General features: G+C 35.5%; 21 protein-coding genes. 7 read left to right on the top strand and 14 right to left on the bottom strand.

Annotation, left to right across the window (positions count from 1 at the left end; all coding sequences use genetic code 11):
• The first annotated feature begins 65 nt into the window (after window positions 1-65).
• The gene (locus ACS604_RS17865) at window positions 66-470 is read left to right on the top strand and encodes a hypothetical protein (protein ID WP_474772460.1); all 405 of its coding nucleotides are present in this window, start codon (window positions 66-68) and stop codon (window positions 468-470) included.
• Between the two features lie 165 nt (window positions 471-635).
• Here ACS604_RS17865 and ACS604_RS17860 read toward each other — a convergent pair whose 3' ends face one another.
• Window positions 636-1,883, bottom strand: coding sequence for a mechanosensitive ion channel family protein (locus ACS604_RS17860; RefSeq protein WP_004793532.1), 1,248 nt, complete (start codon window positions 1,881-1,883; stop codon window positions 636-638).
• A gap of 244 nt (window positions 1,884-2,127) precedes the next feature.
• Here ACS604_RS17860 and ACS604_RS17855 point away from each other — a divergent pair, with 244 nt between their 5' ends.
• Window positions 2,128-2,490, top strand: a complete 363-nt coding sequence (locus tag ACS604_RS17855) for a DUF3592 domain-containing protein (protein ID WP_474772459.1) — start codon at window positions 2,128-2,130, stop codon at window positions 2,488-2,490.
• Window positions 2,491-2,494: 4 nt separating this feature from the next.
• On the opposite strand, the gene ACS604_RS17850 is transcribed toward ACS604_RS17855, so the two are convergent.
• The 4 genes from ACS604_RS17850 to ACS604_RS17835 are packed head-to-tail and all read right to left on the bottom strand — an operon-like array spanning window position 2,495 to window position 5,505.
• Window positions 2,495-3,139 carry a glycosyltransferase family 2 protein gene (locus tag ACS604_RS17850; protein WP_474772458.1) on the bottom strand — a complete coding sequence of 215 codons (645 nt, stop codon included), beginning with the start codon at window positions 3,137-3,139 and terminating at the stop codon, window positions 2,495-2,497.
• Complete coding sequence (locus tag ACS604_RS17845) at window positions 3,136-3,735, bottom strand: class I SAM-dependent methyltransferase (protein WP_474772456.1); 600 nt, start codon at window positions 3,733-3,735, stop codon at window positions 3,136-3,138. Before ACS604_RS17845 ends, ACS604_RS17850 begins: the two co-directional genes overlap by 4 nt.
• The gene (locus ACS604_RS17840; RefSeq protein WP_474772454.1) at window positions 3,710-4,504 is read right to left on the bottom strand and encodes a PIG-L deacetylase family protein; all 795 of its coding nucleotides are present in this window, start codon (window positions 4,502-4,504) and stop codon (window positions 3,710-3,712) included. The genes ACS604_RS17845 and ACS604_RS17840 overlap by 26 nt, the downstream gene beginning before the upstream one ends.
• Window positions 4,492-5,505, bottom strand: a complete 1,014-nt coding sequence (locus ACS604_RS17835; RefSeq protein WP_474772453.1) for an acyl-CoA dehydrogenase — start codon at window positions 5,503-5,505, stop codon at window positions 4,492-4,494. The genes ACS604_RS17840 and ACS604_RS17835 overlap by 13 nt, the downstream gene beginning before the upstream one ends.
• Before the next feature lie 249 nt (window positions 5,506-5,754).
• On the opposite strand from ACS604_RS17835, the gene ACS604_RS17830 reads away from it, so the two are divergent.
• Both ACS604_RS17830 and ACS604_RS17825 read left to right on the top strand, forming a co-directional pair.
• Window positions 5,755-5,988, top strand: coding sequence for a DUF2171 domain-containing protein (locus ACS604_RS17830; RefSeq protein WP_004793546.1), 234 nt, complete (start codon window positions 5,755-5,757; stop codon window positions 5,986-5,988).
• Window positions 5,989-6,273: 285 nt separating this feature from the next.
• The gene (locus ACS604_RS17825; RefSeq protein WP_238612443.1) at window positions 6,274-7,218 is read left to right on the top strand and encodes a metal-dependent hydrolase; all 945 of its coding nucleotides are present in this window, start codon (window positions 6,274-6,276) and stop codon (window positions 7,216-7,218) included.
• 68 nt (window positions 7,219-7,286) lie between these two features.
• Here the strand turns inward: ACS604_RS17825 and ACS604_RS17820 are convergent, their stop codons facing one another.
• The 3 genes from ACS604_RS17820 to ACS604_RS17810 form a co-directional block, all read right to left on the bottom strand.
• Window positions 7,287-7,841, bottom strand: coding sequence for a TetR/AcrR family transcriptional regulator (locus ACS604_RS17820; protein WP_474772451.1), 555 nt, complete (start codon window positions 7,839-7,841; stop codon window positions 7,287-7,289).
• 867 nt (window positions 7,842-8,708) lie between these two features.
• On the bottom strand, window positions 8,709-9,047 hold the full coding sequence (locus ACS604_RS17815) for a hypothetical protein (RefSeq protein WP_474772450.1): 339 nt from the start codon (window positions 9,045-9,047) through the stop codon (window positions 8,709-8,711).
• A gap of 282 nt (window positions 9,048-9,329) precedes the next feature.
• Window positions 9,330-10,097, bottom strand: coding sequence for a class I SAM-dependent methyltransferase (locus ACS604_RS17810; protein ID WP_005303690.1), 768 nt, complete (start codon window positions 10,095-10,097; stop codon window positions 9,330-9,332).
• Between the two features lie 365 nt (window positions 10,098-10,462).
• Between ACS604_RS17810 and ACS604_RS17805 the strand changes: the two genes are divergently transcribed.
• Together ACS604_RS17805 and ACS604_RS17800 are read left to right on the top strand one after the other, a co-directional pair.
• Window positions 10,463-10,948 carry an Lrp/AsnC family transcriptional regulator gene (locus tag ACS604_RS17805; protein WP_031945309.1) on the top strand — a complete coding sequence of 162 codons (486 nt, stop codon included), beginning with the start codon at window positions 10,463-10,465 and terminating at the stop codon, window positions 10,946-10,948.
• Window positions 10,949-11,126: 178 nt separating this feature from the next.
• Complete coding sequence (locus ACS604_RS17800; RefSeq protein ID WP_004793556.1) at window positions 11,127-11,243, top strand: hypothetical protein; 117 nt, start codon at window positions 11,127-11,129, stop codon at window positions 11,241-11,243.
• A gap of 14 nt (window positions 11,244-11,257) precedes the next feature.
• On the opposite strand, the gene ACS604_RS17795 is transcribed toward ACS604_RS17800, so the two are convergent.
• From ACS604_RS17795 to ACS604_RS17780, 4 genes are all read right to left on the bottom strand, one after another.
• A complete protein-coding gene (locus tag ACS604_RS17795; protein WP_474772448.1) occupies window positions 11,258-12,067 on the bottom strand; it encodes a pyrroline-5-carboxylate reductase family protein in 810 nt (269 codons plus the stop codon).
• 383 nt (window positions 12,068-12,450) lie between these two features.
• Window positions 12,451-12,675: a hypothetical protein gene (locus ACS604_RS17790; protein ID WP_004793561.1), complete on the bottom strand. Its 225-nt coding sequence runs from the start codon at window positions 12,673-12,675 to the stop codon at window positions 12,451-12,453.
• 220 nt (window positions 12,676-12,895) lie between these two features.
• A complete protein-coding gene (locus ACS604_RS17785) occupies window positions 12,896-13,111 on the bottom strand; it encodes a cold-shock protein (RefSeq protein ID WP_004793563.1) in 216 nt (71 codons plus the stop codon).
• A 346-nt stretch (window positions 13,112-13,457) separates the two neighbouring features.
• Window positions 13,458-14,390, bottom strand: coding sequence for an LpxL/LpxP family acyltransferase (locus tag ACS604_RS17780; protein WP_474772446.1), 933 nt, complete (start codon window positions 14,388-14,390; stop codon window positions 13,458-13,460).
• Between the two features lie 238 nt (window positions 14,391-14,628).
• Here ACS604_RS17780 and ACS604_RS17775 point away from each other — a divergent pair, with 238 nt between their 5' ends.
• Window positions 14,629-15,246 (top strand): LysE family translocator, encoded by a 618-nt coding sequence (locus tag ACS604_RS17775; protein WP_151963590.1) that lies wholly within the window; start codon window positions 14,629-14,631, stop codon window positions 15,244-15,246.
• 97 nt (window positions 15,247-15,343) lie between these two features.
• Here the strand turns inward: ACS604_RS17775 and ACS604_RS17770 are convergent, their stop codons facing one another.
• Window positions 15,344-15,889, bottom strand: a complete 546-nt coding sequence (locus ACS604_RS17770; RefSeq protein WP_474772445.1) for a glycoside hydrolase family 108 protein — start codon at window positions 15,887-15,889, stop codon at window positions 15,344-15,346.
• Between the two features lie 30 nt (window positions 15,890-15,919).
• Window positions 15,920-16,309, bottom strand: coding sequence for a hypothetical protein (locus tag ACS604_RS17765; protein ID WP_004793571.1), 390 nt, complete (start codon window positions 16,307-16,309; stop codon window positions 15,920-15,922).
• Window positions 16,310-16,355 lie beyond the last annotated feature (46 nt).

The raw sequence follows: 16,355 nt of genomic DNA, 5'->3' as shown, positions 1-16,355 counted from the left end.
GATGAAATCTTATCTAACAATCTAAAGATTGATATGAAACATTAGTCCATTACTATCAAAATTATATGGAAATCCCTATAGGAACAAAATTGGGTATTAATAATAAATTAATTTGCGCAGTTGTATTTGCCGTTCTTACAGGATGTCAACAGCAAGAAGCGAACGAAAATACCAGTGCGGTAAAACTCCCTGTTTATCAATCTAATGGTATTTCTGCTTCAGGACGCCTAACGGGAATTTTGCAGCTAAAACAAGAATGTCTCTATGTAAACGATATCCTCATTATCTTTCCTGAACACACCGCTCAGTGGGATTCTGAAAAAGAAGCTTTAAGCTATAAAGGCAAGCATATCCGCTTAGGTAGCGAATTAGATATTGCTGGAGGGAGTGGCGATTTTGAGCAAGACAACCTACGCATTAAACATTTGAGTCCAATGTGTGATCATCAAAATATTTGGTTTGCAGGCTAATCTAATTTTCGCTCCGCTCAATGTCTAGGTTTTAAATGAAACGATTTAATTCACTATCAGATTTATAGACTTTTCTCACAGATCACTACAGGCGAAACATTAAAAAAGCCCCCATCTGGGAGCTTTTTAAAAATAGTTGAGAACCTGCTATTAACAGCTAAAAAGTTAACTCGGATTAATCTCGGTCGTTAATCTTTGCAAATCATGACCCGAAGGCGCTTGGTAAACACGTAAACCAAATTCAGGAAGAATCGCAATTAAGTGGTCAAAAATATCTGACTGAATTGCTTCATAGGCAACCCATGCAGTGGTATTTGAAAATGCATAAATTTCTAAAGGCAAACCTTGGCTAGTTGGCTGTAATTGACGAACCATAATGGTTTGATTTTGAGCAATGCCTTTGTGCTGGCGCAAATAAAACTCAACATAGGCTCTAAATGTTCCAATATTGGTTAAACGGCGCTTGTTATAACGGGATTGATTGCCTAAATGCTTATTAAACTCGTCAATTTCAGATTGTTTTGCATCGAGATATTGATCTAATAATAAAAACTCTTTGAGCTTTTGTTGCTCTTCATCACTCATAAAGTGAACACTGCTTTGATCGAGAAAAAGTGAACGCTTCATTCGACGGCAACCCGAATTGCTCATACCACGCCAGTTTTTAAATGTATCGGTAACGAGCTTATTGGTTGGAATGGTGGTATAGGTCTTATCAAAATTTTGCACAGTTACAGTATGCAGCGAAATATCAATTACATCACCATCCGCATTAAGCGACGGCATCTCAATCCAGTCTCCAATCCGCACCATGTCATAAGAGGCAATTTGTACACTCGCCACTAAAGACAAAATAGTGTTTTGGAAAACTAACATTAATACCGCAGCCATCGCACCGAAACCTGCCAGTAAAGTGAACACATCCTTTTTAAGGAATGTTCCCAAAATCATCAGGCCACACACAACAAATAAGATTAACTTAACCAGTTGTAAGTAGCCTTTAATCGGCTTATTTCTAGATTTTGGATTACGCTGATAGATAAGATTAAATATGTTTAATATTTCACTGACCGTAAGCGCGAGTGTAAGAAAAATAAATGCTTGCGCCCCCATTTCTATAAAAGAAATGAACTTTGGAGTTAGATGAGGAACTGTTGCAATGCCGTTCATAATCACAACAGCAGGAACAATATTTGCAAATTTCTTTATGACGCTATGCTGGGCAAAAATAGATTGATTGGGTGATTTTAGCTTGGTCACCAAGTGACGGACGCCCCGAACGATAATGCGTTTAGCAATAAAATTTGCGATTGCTGCAAATAAAATCAAAATGGTGAGAGAAACAAACATTTCTAGCCAAGGATAATGGCTTAACTGAACCCGAATATCGCGAAAAAAACTTAAAAAATCCAAACCTATACACCTTAAAACTTTCTTTTCTAGAATTTTAAGGGTTAAAGCATGTGTTAATAAGACTTGTTTACATATGTAGGCATAAATACAACAACTAAGTTATATACCCTGCTATTTATCTCATTATTTTTGACGCTTAACTATAAGGTTTTATCAGTTTATGTTTTACATCACACATAAACTAGATCGAACAAATCTGTTCATTTAGAATAATGCGTTAAACGAATAATTTTGGTTTGAGTGAGTGAAATTTTCTGATTTTTTGACTTTTATTGGAGTGGTTTGGTTTAGCTTATTCTTTGTCTATATTGCTTGGACCTTTTTTCTTAAAAGTCTGGTTCATAAGTTTTTAATTTATAAACGAGGAAAGATGACTTCTGCTGAGGTTGTGTATTTTCAGGACTCATTAGCTAAGGTGCAATATCGCCCTTTATGTTATATAAAATTAAAATTTCAAACTGAGCAAGGCGAAATCATTACTGAAGACCTTAAGGTGCTTATTGCTAAACAAAATTACGATCAATATAAAGTTGGTAGCATCATCAAAATTAAATATGACCCTAAAAACTTAAAGAATATTTCAATATTGGGCGAGGTCATGGTTTAAGTGATTAGAGATTATTTAAAAAGTACGATAATCCCTGAGGTGCCCTTCCGTTCAAGCGACTACTCGTTGTTACTCGAACTAGATTACTCCAAGTAATATTGCAACAATGTTTGATCAATTTTTTGATTAAAGATACATCTTCATGGCATGAAATAGGCTCAAAGCCGCCTACCAAAAGATAGACCTCTGCACTAAAACTTAAATTCGCCCCATGAATATGCGCGTGATCCATCTGATCTTTATAGTGGGCTAAATATTTCTGCTGTTTCGTTATAGAGAGATGACTAAAATCATCTAGCGTTACAGTGCCGCAAATTGCATCTGTGGGTTGGTGCTGGATTTGATAGCGCAGCCAATCAGGACTAACCACAGTGTCGGCATCCGTACATGCAATCCATGTCACGCCACGCCCAATTAAATGGCGAATTCCTAAATCTCGTGCTTGCCCAACACATGCGTAATTACATTCAATCCAATTGATCTGATGGCTTTGTACAATCAACCGCGACTGATCTGTACAGTTATCTAGTACCACAATCACTTCTACGTCATAACCGTTAATGTTATCTATAGCGACCTGAATAGATTGCAAACAGGCAGATAGATAGTGCTCTTCGTTATGCGCTGGAATGACGATACCTATTTTCATCTTAGTTTTTCCTGCTGTGCTAAAGAGGAAGTGTTCGCCGTCCATAGATCAATCATAAAATCTGGATCGTTTAAGCTGAGATAATGATGAAATGGAAAATGTTGCTGAAAGCCTTGATGGACTTGTTCTGCATTTAGTTCAAAATCTTGAATTTCATGACGCCAATGGCAACAAAGAATTTCGCCGTCGTCATTTAAACTATGTTTTAATTTTTCAATAAACTGCTGCAATTCATCCTTGGATAAGTAATAGGCCATCTCACTAATTAAAATGAGATCAAATTTTTGAATTGAGTAGTCTTCAGGTATTTTTCTATTTTCAACAACCACGTGTTCAAATTCTTGTAAGCGTTCGGACGCTAAGCGAACAGCACACTCAGAGACATCTATACACAGCAATTGCTCGGCTCTTTGCGCTAAATGAAAACTTAAATGCCCATTTGAACAGCCTACTTCTAACACTTTTGAGTAACGAGGTCTTGTCAGCAGCGCGAGACAAATTTGTCTTTTACGAGCTTCATACCAATGAGAGTCATAGCCCCACGGATCACTGTTATGACGATATAAATCTTCAAAGTACATGCGAGAATGAATCACTCAAATAAACCTCATAAGGCATTAAAAGACGTTTAATTGCACTTGAAGAAAGAACCGCAGCATTACCTGTAGTTTCATCTGCTTCAAGTTGGGTTTTAAACTGCAAAATTGCTTGATGTTTTTTAGTTAGCTGTTCTTCGGTTAAGTGATAGGCTTTTGCTCGGTACCAATCAATTCGTGAGTCTAAAGGTTTTGCCCAATGCCAAGCCCAAATTAATACGTGTAAACATAGAAGTTGCTTAGCGGTTGAGAAAGCTTGTACGGTTTTACCAACGGCTTCATGGTCTGGGTGACCATCAAAGGCATAGCTACAAATTAGAATGTCATCGGCTTGAACGATCTGCTCTAAACTCTGCCACAATTGATCGGTTTGTAAATGAATCTGACCATCTAACAAATTAAGCTCTACATGCTCGGTTGAGTCGGCTACCCCTAAACACTTTAAAGCTGCCAAGCTTTCTTGCGGACGAAGAATGTTGAGCTGATCTGGAGGATACTTTGTAGAGTTAGGATGGCTTTTTGTGCCGTTACTTACCGCTAAAATGAGGATCTTACAATTCAGTGCAATAAGTTGCTGCATTAAACCACCACAACCAAGCACCTCATCATCAGGATGTGGAGCAACAATCACCACCCTTTTAGAGCGAAACAACTCAAGATCTAAAGCAGCTAAAGGGTGTTGTTGAAATGCATTTAACCATTGCTCTTTGGACGTACCCTCACCAAAAATAATGCGGTCTTCGACCAAAGGATGTTTTAAAGTTCCCATAGGCTTTGGTCCGATAAACAGAGTTCTGTAATTTGCTGGTAGTCAAAAGCAGCGTGACTTTGTCTGATAAATACTGGTAAATCAGCCATGAGCTGTGCAAAAGTAGCCTCTTCACAAAAAGGACGAGCACCTAACGCTTTCCCTACTCGCTCAACCACACTCAGACAGCATTGTTCTGTTTGGGCACGTAATATCCGTATTTCCCGCTCATGATTTAGCATAGGTTTGCTGTCAATCAGTTCAGCAACATATTGAAAATATTGCTTAGTGATTTCTAATTGATGAGCGACCTCTCCTAAGTACAATTTCTTAAAAGGATTCGGACTGACCTGACAACTTTCTTGTAAAAAACCAGCTAAACCAACGGCGGCACCATACCAGCAGGCCGCAACACCTGCTGCACCATGCCAAAAGCCTGGACGTTTTAAATAACTATTTGGATGACCGATCAATTTAACAGGCGTATTTTCAAAACTTACTCTTGCAGTCTGTGTTGCATTCATCCCGACTGCATGCCAGTGGCTTGAATCCGTGCTAATAGAGGAATGACTTAAGTCGACAATACCAAGCTGCGCCTGCCCTTGCTGATTTTTATAACTCATCAAAACTTTTTGAATAAACTCTGCACCAGAGCACCAAGGCTTTATGCCATTACACAGGTTATCTTTTACCTGCAATGGAGCTGGTCCACCGTCTGCTGCCCAAACAGCCCAAAGCTGGTCATCTATTTCTGCGTGATAACCCAATTCACTTAAAATGCTTATGGCATCGCAATGCGATTCAAAAAGCTTCGCTAAACTTAAATCGACTCCAGCAATCTGAGCAAAAAGCTGCCAACGTTGATAGGTCTGACCCGAAGCTGGATGAGGCAAGTTTTTGGCTAAATTTACCAATTGAGAGAGTAAATTTATACGAAGCTTGCTTTTATCTTCAGCCAAGGCAGATTCAAATTCACTCAAGACACTTAATATCGTCACATTTATAGGTATTTTAATATTCATTGCAAATAATTATTTATAAGACTTGGTTTAACCTTATCTAAATACTTCTGTTTAAATAAACATATAAATTGTAATAAAAAGATAAATATTATTAGTTTTATATCTAATTATTTCATTGTTACTCAAATATATTTATTAAGTGAACTTATAAACCCATCCTGTAAGGTTTATTAAAAACCCCTGATTTATCCAATTATTTAAAGTAATTTAGGTCTTACCGTTTTTCTATTTCTAAAGAAGAGGTCTAAAATGAGTACTTTAAATATTAATGATATTAAAAAACACGCAGACGTTATTGCTTCTTGTGGTACTAAAGTAGGTACAGTCGACCATCTAGATGGTGAGAACCAACTTAAACTCACCCGAGATGAAAGCGGTCAACATCATCTTATTCCTACTGGATGGATTGGTGAAGTGAAAGAAAACCAAGTCATTCTGAATAAAAACTCAGAAGAAGTTAAAGATCAGTGGCAAGCGATCTAGACTTTTAAGCACGATACGTCACTTAACGTGAAATTTATAATAAAGCGTTTCTGCTTATAAAAATAACTAGGCTTAAAAACTTTAAAGCCTAACTCTCCCCAAACTGAAGGCTCCTTTTGATAAGGAGCCTGTTTTTATTTATGAAATCTCTAGCTTAGACCGTTTTTATCTCTAGAAGCCTTTTGTTAGATGTTTTTGTCCTTTACTCACATGGTGATCGATTTTACTTAATGCTAAAAATTGTTCATTCGCATTAAATGAACAATTATGAATAGGGTGACGTATATGATCACAGGGAATCATCAACTTAAAGCAAGAAAAGTACATTTTGATTTTGCCGAGTCATCTGTCTGCTGGATGCCGAATGATCCGCTATGCTCACACGTAGCAAATGGTATTAATATGCTCTTGCCGGCTGGTGAATTTTGGTTTTGCCGCGTGTTTAATAAAACCCTTCCCTTGATTACCGATGAAACATTAAAACAAGAAGTGATTGGCTTTGTTCGTCAAGAAGCAGCTCATGCACGCGCCCATGAAAAGGCTCAGGACTTCTTACGTGAAAATGGCTACGACATTCAAGAAACACTTAACCGCGCCCATTTTGTGTTTAACATTTTATTGGGTGACAAACCTTTAGGTATGCCCTTCTTAAAAGGCGAAAAACTCGATGAATATTGGTTACTTTTTCGAGTAGGTGTGATTGCTGCAATTGAGCACTTTACCGGAACCATTGGCCAGTGGACACTCGACAGTAAGACGTGGGACAAAGCCGACCCTGCCATGGCAGATTTGTTCCGTTGGCATTTGGCTGAAGAAGTTGAACATCGCTGTGTTGCCTACGACTTATTTGAGCATCTCTTAACAAACAAGTTTGGGTTTTATGTGTCGCGCCAAGTGATTATGGCGGCTGTTTTCCCACTGTTTATTTATTTCCTTGCTGACTTTGCGCGTAGTTTAGGCCAACAAGATTTAGAGCACGAAGACATTCAAAAATTAATGCGCCGTGGCTACTTCAAAATTATTCGTGAATTTGAAAAAACTGCGACTCGCTCAGACAACCTACCAACCATTAAATATTTATGGAAAGCGACATTAAGATGGGTTTCTCCAAAATTTAACCCACTTCATGAAGGTGACACCGAGCAAGCTTTAGCTTATATGGCTCGATCGCCTGCCGTTCAATATTTTGAAGGAATGGCACAGGCTGCAAAACCTGCGGCATTAAGCTAAGCAACTATTTTTATTTAAATTGAAAAGCCTCCTTGTTTGGAGGCTTTTTCTTTAGTGAGTTTTGTCGCTTAAGCAAAATTTAAAAAGAAATAATCTAACAACCGACCTCTTTCATCTACCGCATTTTTATCTAAAAGCTGGACCATTGCGCCATCAATCATAAATAAAAACATATAAGCATCTTGGATTGAAGCCGTAGCTTTTAAGGTTAAAAGCAACTTATAGATTTCGTTAACAAACCAGTTTCTATAATCAACCACAACTTTATAGGCAACTGGATAGAGCTTTTCAATTTCAAAAATTGCTTTAAAGGGTAAATGATAAAAGCCATTTAAGTCGGCATGTAAAAGGTAAATCTGCTTGAGTTTATCAAGCACCATTTCTTCACGATAAGAATTAACAATGGAAAACACTTTTACTTTGAGCGCTTCTTTTTGAAAAGTGAGACACATCTCAATGAGTCGTGCTTTTGAGTGAAAGTCGTTGTAAAAAGTAGCTTTGGCAACTTTGGCTTCTGCAATAATTTGGTCGACCCCGACCTTATGAAACCCATATTGATTAAATAAGTCTTTTGCGGTGTGAAGCACTCTGAGTGCTCTAAATGAAGATTCTAAATTTGGCATAGGAATACCGTTTAAATAATTTTTTGTTGTATCTAAAAGAGATAGAAATGCCGTCACTCTTAAAATGAGTGCTAAAAACAGGCATGCAAAAGCAGCACAAAAATGTGCCTAAGCTATCTCAAGTTTTATTGTTGCTATGATTTTTTAGTCGTAACGAGCTAAGGTTGTAGAAACCTAGAGTCGGTTAAACCGTTTTAAAGACCAGTTGGGCGGTATATATAGAGAGAGTTTGGTAAAGACCAATAAATGAGAAGAAATAGTACGCATGAGCGGACTCCTTTGGGTAATAAAGAAGTTTCGCCACATCACTGCTAAATGATTATGGTGGCGAAACGAAAAGGGGTTAGCAGACTGATTTACCCAAAAACCAGCACATCCGAAGATGTCCCCCTCCCGTTCCGCCGCAGAGGGAGACACGTAGGGATGCCCACAAAAAAGAGAGACTTTTTCGTGTGCGTTGGGTAAATACGGCCTGCTAAAACCGACTGGCAATGTGGCCAGCAGGCAAAGCATAATCGGAGGGGTTTAGAGTGTCAATGTGATATTGGCTAGAAAATAATTGAATAAATATTATTTTTTCATTGGATTAGAATATTTAATTACTTCATTAGAAATTCATTATTTAGTAAAAATAATAATAGAACGAGAAAGGGTTGACAGACTGACACACAAGAATCAGCACGCATTAAGCGTCCCTCTCTCATCCTGAAATGAAGAATAATAAGAGAGATTTTAAGTGTCAATGTGATATTCGGCGAATTCTTAAAGTTTATTTTTTATTTTAAATTATATGCTGTAATACACCGATAAAATGAATAATTAAATCCATTTTATCGGCTTGCTAGAAGAGGTTTTTAAAACCTTATTTTATTTTTTAATATAGTTTGGAAACTCTTTTAAAACCGTACTACATAATTGGCCTTTCATATCTCCTCTCTTGCGTGCTTCAAATTGGTCCATACCTAATCTCATAACTTCTTTACCATATTTATCACCTAGCTCATGTTTAGTGCATTTTTCAGCTTCATGAATTAATTCTTCAGAAGAATAGTGATAATTACAATCAAGTTGAGCACGGCTTAAAAAGCCATGTAGCTCAACCGTTTTCTCGCAGTGTGTTTGCCCTACAAGGCTTTTAGATTCTTGAGCAGCATAAATTGATGTTCCTACCAATAAAGTAAAAACCGTTACTAAAATATTACGCATTATTTCCCCGACAAAGTTATTAAAAGTATTAGTGATAATATTGCGGGCGTATTAAATAATAATTATTTATAACTGTCTATTAATAGAAAGGAAATTAAATAAATCACCTTTCCTTTTGAATACTTAATCACCTTAAAAAAAATGTGTGATTAAGTTTTATCAAATAAATGATATTAAATTTGTTTTCTAATTTTCTTTAATATAATCCAAGCGAATCAAGAAAAGAGTTTTTGTGATATTTAATTCATTTCTTATCGACAAAAACTCTTACTCATTAGCACTTTAAAACCCTAACTTCTTAAAGACAAAATAACCCACATGGCTTTCAAAGCTACCGTCATTTTGAATTTTGAAATACTTCTTAACGAGGTCAGATGAACCTTCCTGCAAATAGCGTAAAGTTTTAATTTGATCTTCAGGAGTTTTCATACGCTTTACCCAACTATCAAAGTCTAATGAAAGCGTTTGCTTGTCTAAAGCGACTAAGTCAAAGCCTGCATCTTCTATAAAATAGACCCACTCTTTCACACTATAGTTTCTTACGTGACTTGGGTCTCGAATCGTTTCGATCGTCTGTAAAAACGTATCTAATATCGGCGAGCTAGAACTAATAATATCTACAAAAATAACAATGCCATCTGGCTTAAGAACGCGGTTTACTTCTTTCATTGCAGTCGGAACATGCTGCCAGTGATGAGCTGAATATCGGCTAATCACGACATCAAACTGTTGATCACTAAAAGGCATGTCTTCAGCAATGCCCTGCTGCACAAAGATGTTTTTTAATTTGCGCTGGCTAGCAGCCTTAGAGACTGTATCTAACATTTCATGAGATAAATCGTAGGCAAAGACTAGGTCAGCATGTGGAGCAACATTATAAGAAACATGACCACCACCACAGCCTAAATCTAGAACCACAGCCTTTTCATATTTTTGAATTTCATGAATAAATTTATTAAATTCAATTCCTTCAGAATGCGCTTGGCTATTCAAATAGTCTAAAGATTTATTTTGATATTGTTTTTGGTTTATATCGTGCTGGGTGATCATAACCTTGCTTCCTACTTTGCAATGAAATCACCATAAAGGAAAAGTTAGATAAAAAATAATGATTAGTTTTTCTTCAATTGATAAATAAAAGTTATTATTTAATTTGTTTTAATACACAACGACAAAGAATAAAAATAAATTTAAGAACTTATAAGAGATCCGCAAAGAGCACTGTTTAGTCACCCTTACTAAAACAGTGCTCTTTGCTCCATCACAACCCTTATCCAGAGAGGTTCGATGCATAGAACTAGTGTATGTACCTTTAACTCAAAATGTTTCCTGTATTTTTTAATATTTTTAAATGTTCGCAGCATAAAAATGAAGTATATTTAATTTTATCAGAAGATTCTTCTTTGGTTTATATTTTGAACAGAACAGAATACACACTAGATCGCATAGATCGGAAAATTTTATCTGCATTACGTGGCAATGGCCGTTTAACTGTTGCCCAATTAGCAGAAGAAGTGGGTCTTTCATCTTCACCATGCTGGACACGACTAAAACGTCTGGAAACTTTAAAAATTATTGAAGGCTATACGGTAAACGTAAACCCAAAGGCGATTGGTATTCATGAAGTATTCTTTATAGAAATTACTTTAGAACGCCATGACGATGAAATGCTGGAAAATTTCAGCGAAGCATTAGCCGATATACCTGAGGTTGTAGAAGCTCATCTGGTGACAGGTGATTATGATTATTTGGTGAAAGTAGCTGTAAAAGATGCGGACCATTACGAACGTTTTTTACGAAAAAAACTCTATTCAATTAAGGGAATTCGCCACACCCGTTCGACTTTTGCCCTACGCCCTCTTAAATCTGCCAATACCGCCGATTTAATGTTAATTGAATAAAAGGTGGAATGCCTTTAGCGCATCGACTTAAAGTATTGATTCGAAACTTCTTATTGAGTTAAGCGGCTTAAACCATAACAGATTTAGGCTCTGTTATATTTTTTTTAAAAAATTCTGTATCTATGATTACAGCCTCCTCATCTCCATAATAAAATTAATCTGAATTGGAGGCATCGCCATGAACATTTTGAAGAAAAAAAATAAGGCCAGTTTTGTATTCTTTATTATTACTCTCTACTCTTTTATTGGGTTTGGCTTAGGTTTCATTATTTGGGAATACTTTTTAAAGGCCTAGTTTACTAAAAAGAGTTAACGAGCCTCAGAAAGAATTTCTGAAGTAATTTCTTTGCTACGATGATATGCGGCCCTCATGGCTAAACGTATATCATCAGACACATTGCCTAATTCAAACATTCGTAAAGCAGATTCGGTAATCCCGTTTGCTAAAGTGACCTTTCCACATAACTCCGCTGGTGGAACATTACTTTTACGAATCATTTCAACTGCACCAGTAGCCGCTTGAAGCGCAAGATCTAAGGCAAATTGCTTATCTAGGCCTAGTGAAACGCCCGTCTTAATCATGCTATCTAAAATATAGAAAAAGTAAGCTGGCCCTGAACCAGATAATGCAATAATGGCATCACTTTGTGTTTCAGACGGCGCCCAAAAAGTCTGGCCCGTTGCAGAATACAAAATTTCAATTAAGTCTTTATCAAGCTGGTCCATTTGCTCTGAAGCAATAAGCACGTGAGTACCCGTATGCATAAGCACTGGCGGATTTGAAATCACACGAACGATTTTCTTTGAACCTGTAAAACTGGATAGGTGTGCAATATCAATCCCTGCCATCATAGAAACAATAATCTTATTTGCTAACCATTTTTTAAATGGCGCAAGTGTCTCTTTTAATAGTTTTGGGTCGAGTAACAACACAACAATGTCAGCTTTTTTTAAACCATTTTCTTTTTGCTTCAATGCCTGTGTATCGTTAATTTTTTTCTCTTCAATTAAGTGTATTTTTTCTTTTTTAAATCCTTTTAAAACCATTCCTCCGATTAAAGCCAAAGCTAAATTACTACTGCCAATAAAGCAAATATTAGGTTGTACTTCACTTAACATTTAAAATGTTTTCCTTTCTAAGGGAGGCTATAACAATAAATATTATCTATAGTTTAATTATGAATATTGAATTAAAGATGACCGTCTGAATAAAGAACCCACTTTAATAAAATATATTATTATTAAAGTGGGCTTTGTTTTATTTGCGCAATAAATAAAACAACTTTTGCTTAAGCCTAATGTATAACTATATCCATCAAATTCCACACATAAATTGTAAAAGTCTGTAACCAATACTAAAATATTGTAAACAACATTTAAAGCTGCAAAATAAAATCATTGATTTTCAAAAATTAAATTTTACTTATTAAATCTATTTGAATTAATTTAATAAGTAAATCTTTAAAGTAGAAGGTAGTAGTAAATATATTTTTATTAATTAGCTAAATATTCTCATTTTTCTTCTTTAAAATATTTTCGGCTTTTCTTATTGCCTGACTTAAATCAACATCTTCACACACCCAGAAGCTAAAAATTTGCCCAAACAAGTGGAAGTGTTGCTTAATATATTTAGAACTATTATCTGAATAATGCTCTTCAATCTTTAAGAAATCATTATCTTGTTCTATTTTCTGACCGTCAAAAATACCGCCAATACAAATATCCATTTTAATACCACACACCTAATTCATTATATTTTAACAGAAAAACTTAGAAACATGTTTATAAGAGTATGTTTGTAGTTGTTTTTTGAATATAAGTTGAATTAAAACTTATAAAAAACCCACAAAAGATAAAGTGGGTTTTTTTAAACTCTAATAAAATGCTTTAGACTTAAACATATTTTATTTAAATAATATATTTAAATCAATTAAAAGCTTTATTTATTTATGAGTTTTGAAGAATCACAATATTTGAAGCTTGAGGGCCTTTTTTACCTTGTACTACGGTAAACTCAACACGTTGACCTTCCAACAAAACTTTAAAACCTTGTGTTTGAATATCAGTAAAATGAGCAAAAATATCTTTACCATCTTGAGTCACAATAAAACCAAACCCTTTAGTCTCATTGAACCATTTTACTGTACCAGTAGTAGTAGACATATGTTATATCCTGAATCTTAAAATATTATAACTTATTATTGGAGAAAACCAATTTAACTAAAAAATAGACGTCAAAACTTAAATATCTGCAAAAACCGAAGGATTATAAATATAAAACTGCGCAAATAGAAATTTATAATGACATGAATATTTTGTTAGTTATTCTCGATAATACACGCTTCAGAAGCATTTGCAATCGATATTCAAAATAATTCAGATAAGAAAACTTAAATGCTTAGGAACGCTCCTATTTCACATTGATTTCATTAAAATTTCTTTGATTTAAAAATCAAATTTTGTTTCATTTTAATGGAAAAAAGTCACTTTGCTACTCCTCATAGGTCCCTCAATAGAATTTCTGTTCACCCGCAGGACGGGTCTTAAAACGGCGATGAAACCACATGTATTGTGTAGGGGCTATGCGAATTTGATTCTCAATAATTTTATTGACTCTTTCAGCATCACTCACTTCGCAGCCACTCGGAAAATTCTCTAATTTAGGTTCTACGAGTACATGATATTGAGGATTTCTTATATCGCCACTTCTGTAAAAATACAAAGGCACTGCTGCTGCTTTTGAAATATCCATCAGTCTGCGGTGTGCTGTTACAGTCGCCGCTTGTATACCAAAAAATGATGCCATTACACCTTGTTTTAAACCAAAGTCCTGATCTGGGCTATACCATATTGCGTGACCATGTTTAAGGTTTTGTATAAGTCCACGCATGTTGTCTCGAGCAATCTGGTTTTTATATACTCTTGCACGACTCCGATGAATCAGAAAATCTAAAAAGGGATTGTTTTGAGGTCGGTAAACCACGTCCATATTAAAAAATAAGGTACACGCAGCTCCACCAGCATCTAAAAGCGTACTATGAGTGCCTAATAAAAGTACGCCATTTTCTTGATTATTGGTTAAATTTTCTAGTCCATCTATATGTACACGACTTTTAAACCAATTTGGGCTGTACCAAGCATTTAATGCTTCAAATACTCCCGTTAAAGTATCAACAAAAACCTGTTTGGCTTTCACCTCAATTTGCATAGGTGTTTTTTCAGGAAAGCATGCTTCTAAATTACGTAGTGTTGTTTTTCTTCTTGAACTTAAAGATTTCCAAGCTATTTTTGAGAGAAAATCGGCAAGACGCCATTGAATAGCCCAAGGTAACATCGCGAATAACATCAAAATAAAAGCTAAAAACCATACCCCCCAATATTTAAACGATAAAAAGGAAAATCGAAATTCGCCAGATTTAAACTGCCGTTCTTTTTTCGTCATGCTGTATATTTCTTGAGGTATAGGTTTAGCATACTAACATCCCCTGTTATTAGGGGTGTATGTTTATGTTGCTTTGGGTATTAAGCTTTTAATTATCCAACTTACTTATAGAAATGTATATTTTAAACACTTAATCAATTTTACTCTTAAATATACATAACTGTCTGTATACATAACTTATTTTCTCATTTAAAGTAATCGCATAATCTTGTCTCATTGATAAATAGGATATATCAGCGTGAGCGGTCTTTTAGTCTTTATAACAATTGCATTTCTTACTCTCCTAAGCCCCGGACCTGGCGTTTTATTTACTGTCACAAATTCAATCAACTATGGTGTTAAAACTGCTTTATTTGGTATTAGCGGCTTAATCATTGGTATGTTTGTAATTGCTGTAATTTCCGCTAGTGGTGTAGGTCTTATTATTACCAGTAACCCTACTATTTTTACGGTTTTAAAATTTATTGGTGCATTTTATTTAATGTATCTTGGATATAAAAACTTCAGCAAAAAATCGCCATCGCAAGATTTAATCACTGATCAACAAAGCGATAAAAATGTAAGTAAATCTAGACTCTTTTATCAAGGCCTACTTGCATCTTTGCTTAACCCCAAAACAATCGTATTTTTTATTGCTCTATTCCCTCAATTTATTGATATAAAGAAAGAAATTTTAACTCAGTTTTTAGTTCTCTCTTTAACCTTTTGTTTTATTGGATTTTTAATTCATTTGGTCTATGCAAATTTCTCTTCAATTTTTAAAGAAAAGATGTTGGCTGGAAATAATTTTTCTATACTCAATAAAATTAGCGGCGCTATTTTCTTTCTTCTTGCAGTTTTACTCATTGCACAATAAATCATTACTCGACATATGATGATTTGAAAAGCCTCAACTCATGGTTAGGCTTTTCAAGTCTTTTGCCTATCAACATATTTTTATCTAACTACAATTTTTACAAGGCTACCCTGTTTAAGATCCATCCATAAAAGAATTCTTCGTAGTTTGGGTTCTTCTCGGTAATTTCGATATAGTGCTGCCCTTGCATAATATTTAAAACGCGTAGTAATACCATTTCTCCATCTTTATTACGCCTATTCAAATACGTACTCAGTGCTTGAAAAGTTAAAGGCCCATATTGACCATCTAAGGTAAGATTTGGCCAGCCCTCTTCACCTTGCTTATTTAGCAGATTTAAAGCACGTTGTAACAAAGGCTTTGTAAAGTTAACTCCACAATTTATAGCCGTATCAAGTAACTCTTCTGCAATAGCAGGGCTAATTTTATTGATCTGGTCAAATTGGGGTTCAAACCAATATTGTTTTTTATAAATAGACTTGGCCACAGCTAAAGGTAAATCTCGCATATCACCTTGATATCCGTTTGATCGAGCGACTGCCTCTGTAATGCCAAATTTGGTGGCATGCCCATGGTCTGATGGATGATTAATATATCCACCCTCTCTGTCTATGATTGCTTCTAAGTACTGGTCAATATTCATTTTATTTTACCTATATCATTGAAACTGTTTTTAGCTATTTTGCAGATCATCTTTCGCTTTTTTTAAGTCTTTGATGACTTCCACAATCGTTTTACCTTCTTGTTTATTGATGAAGTTAAATATCCATCTCACAATCGCCCAGCCCGGCAAACCGCAAATAAAGAAGAATCCACATAGTGTGATCATTCCCCAAATATCCGATACCCATTCATGTAAATTCCATTTCATGATAATAAATGAGCCACCTGTTAAGCTTGAAACGACCGTGCATATCAGTCCAACAATCCATTCTTGTGGTGAGCGAGGGAAACGCATCATCAACACGACTGCCACAACTAAGCTGACTGCTAAAGCCACCATAATTGCAATGCTATAAAAATCTAAAAATGTGGCTAAACCACTTGTTTGAACTGTTTTCATCATCTTGTCCTGCTTTAAAGGGTAAAACTTGAAAACTCGCTATTCT

The organism is Acinetobacter sp. Li1LvA2 (assembly GCF_056156705.1).
This window is presented reverse-complemented; position numbering and strand designations above follow the sequence as displayed.

Coding starts and splice junctions, on each gene's coding strand:
- ACS604_RS17835 (WP_474772453.1), bottom strand. CDS start 5,505: ATGAATATTAAAATACCTATAAATGTGACGATATTAAGTGTCTTGAGT.
- ACS604_RS17820 (WP_474772451.1), bottom strand. CDS start 7,841: ATGCCAAATTTAGAATCTTCATTTAGAGCACTCAGAGTGCTTCACACC.
- ACS604_RS17765 (WP_004793571.1), bottom strand. CDS start 16,309: ATGAAAACAGTTCAAACAAGTGGTTTAGCCACATTTTTAGATTTTTAT.
- ACS604_RS17785 (WP_004793563.1), bottom strand. CDS start 13,111: ATGTCTACTACTACTGGTACAGTAAAATGGTTCAATGAGACTAAAGGG.
- ACS604_RS17865 (WP_474772460.1), top strand. CDS start 66: ATGGAAATCCCTATAGGAACAAAATTGGGTATTAATAATAAATTAATT.
- ACS604_RS17810 (WP_005303690.1), bottom strand. CDS start 10,097: ATGATCACCCAGCACGATATAAACCAAAAACAATATCAAAATAAATCT.
- ACS604_RS17770 (WP_474772445.1), bottom strand. CDS start 15,889: ATGAATATTGACCAGTACTTAGAAGCAATCATAGACAGAGAGGGTGGA.
- ACS604_RS17830 (WP_004793546.1), top strand. CDS start 5,755: ATGAGTACTTTAAATATTAATGATATTAAAAAACACGCAGACGTTATT.
- ACS604_RS17800 (WP_004793556.1), top strand. CDS start 11,127: ATGAACATTTTGAAGAAAAAAAATAAGGCCAGTTTTGTATTCTTTATT.
- ACS604_RS17840 (WP_474772454.1), bottom strand. CDS start 4,504: ATGGGAACTTTAAAACATCCTTTGGTCGAAGACCGCATTATTTTTGGT.
- ACS604_RS17795 (WP_474772448.1), bottom strand. CDS start 12,067: ATGTTAAGTGAAGTACAACCTAATATTTGCTTTATTGGCAGTAGTAAT.
- ACS604_RS17790 (WP_004793561.1), bottom strand. CDS start 12,675: ATGGATATTTGTATTGGCGGTATTTTTGACGGTCAGAAAATAGAACAA.
- ACS604_RS17850 (WP_474772458.1), bottom strand. CDS start 3,139: ATGAAAATAGGTATCGTCATTCCAGCGCATAACGAAGAGCACTATCTA.
- ACS604_RS17780 (WP_474772446.1), bottom strand. CDS start 14,390: ATGACGAAAAAAGAACGGCAGTTTAAATCTGGCGAATTTCGATTTTCC.
- ACS604_RS17825 (WP_238612443.1), top strand. CDS start 6,274: ATGATCACAGGGAATCATCAACTTAAAGCAAGAAAAGTACATTTTGAT.
- ACS604_RS17815 (WP_474772450.1), bottom strand. CDS start 9,047: ATGCGTAATATTTTAGTAACGGTTTTTACTTTATTGGTAGGAACATCA.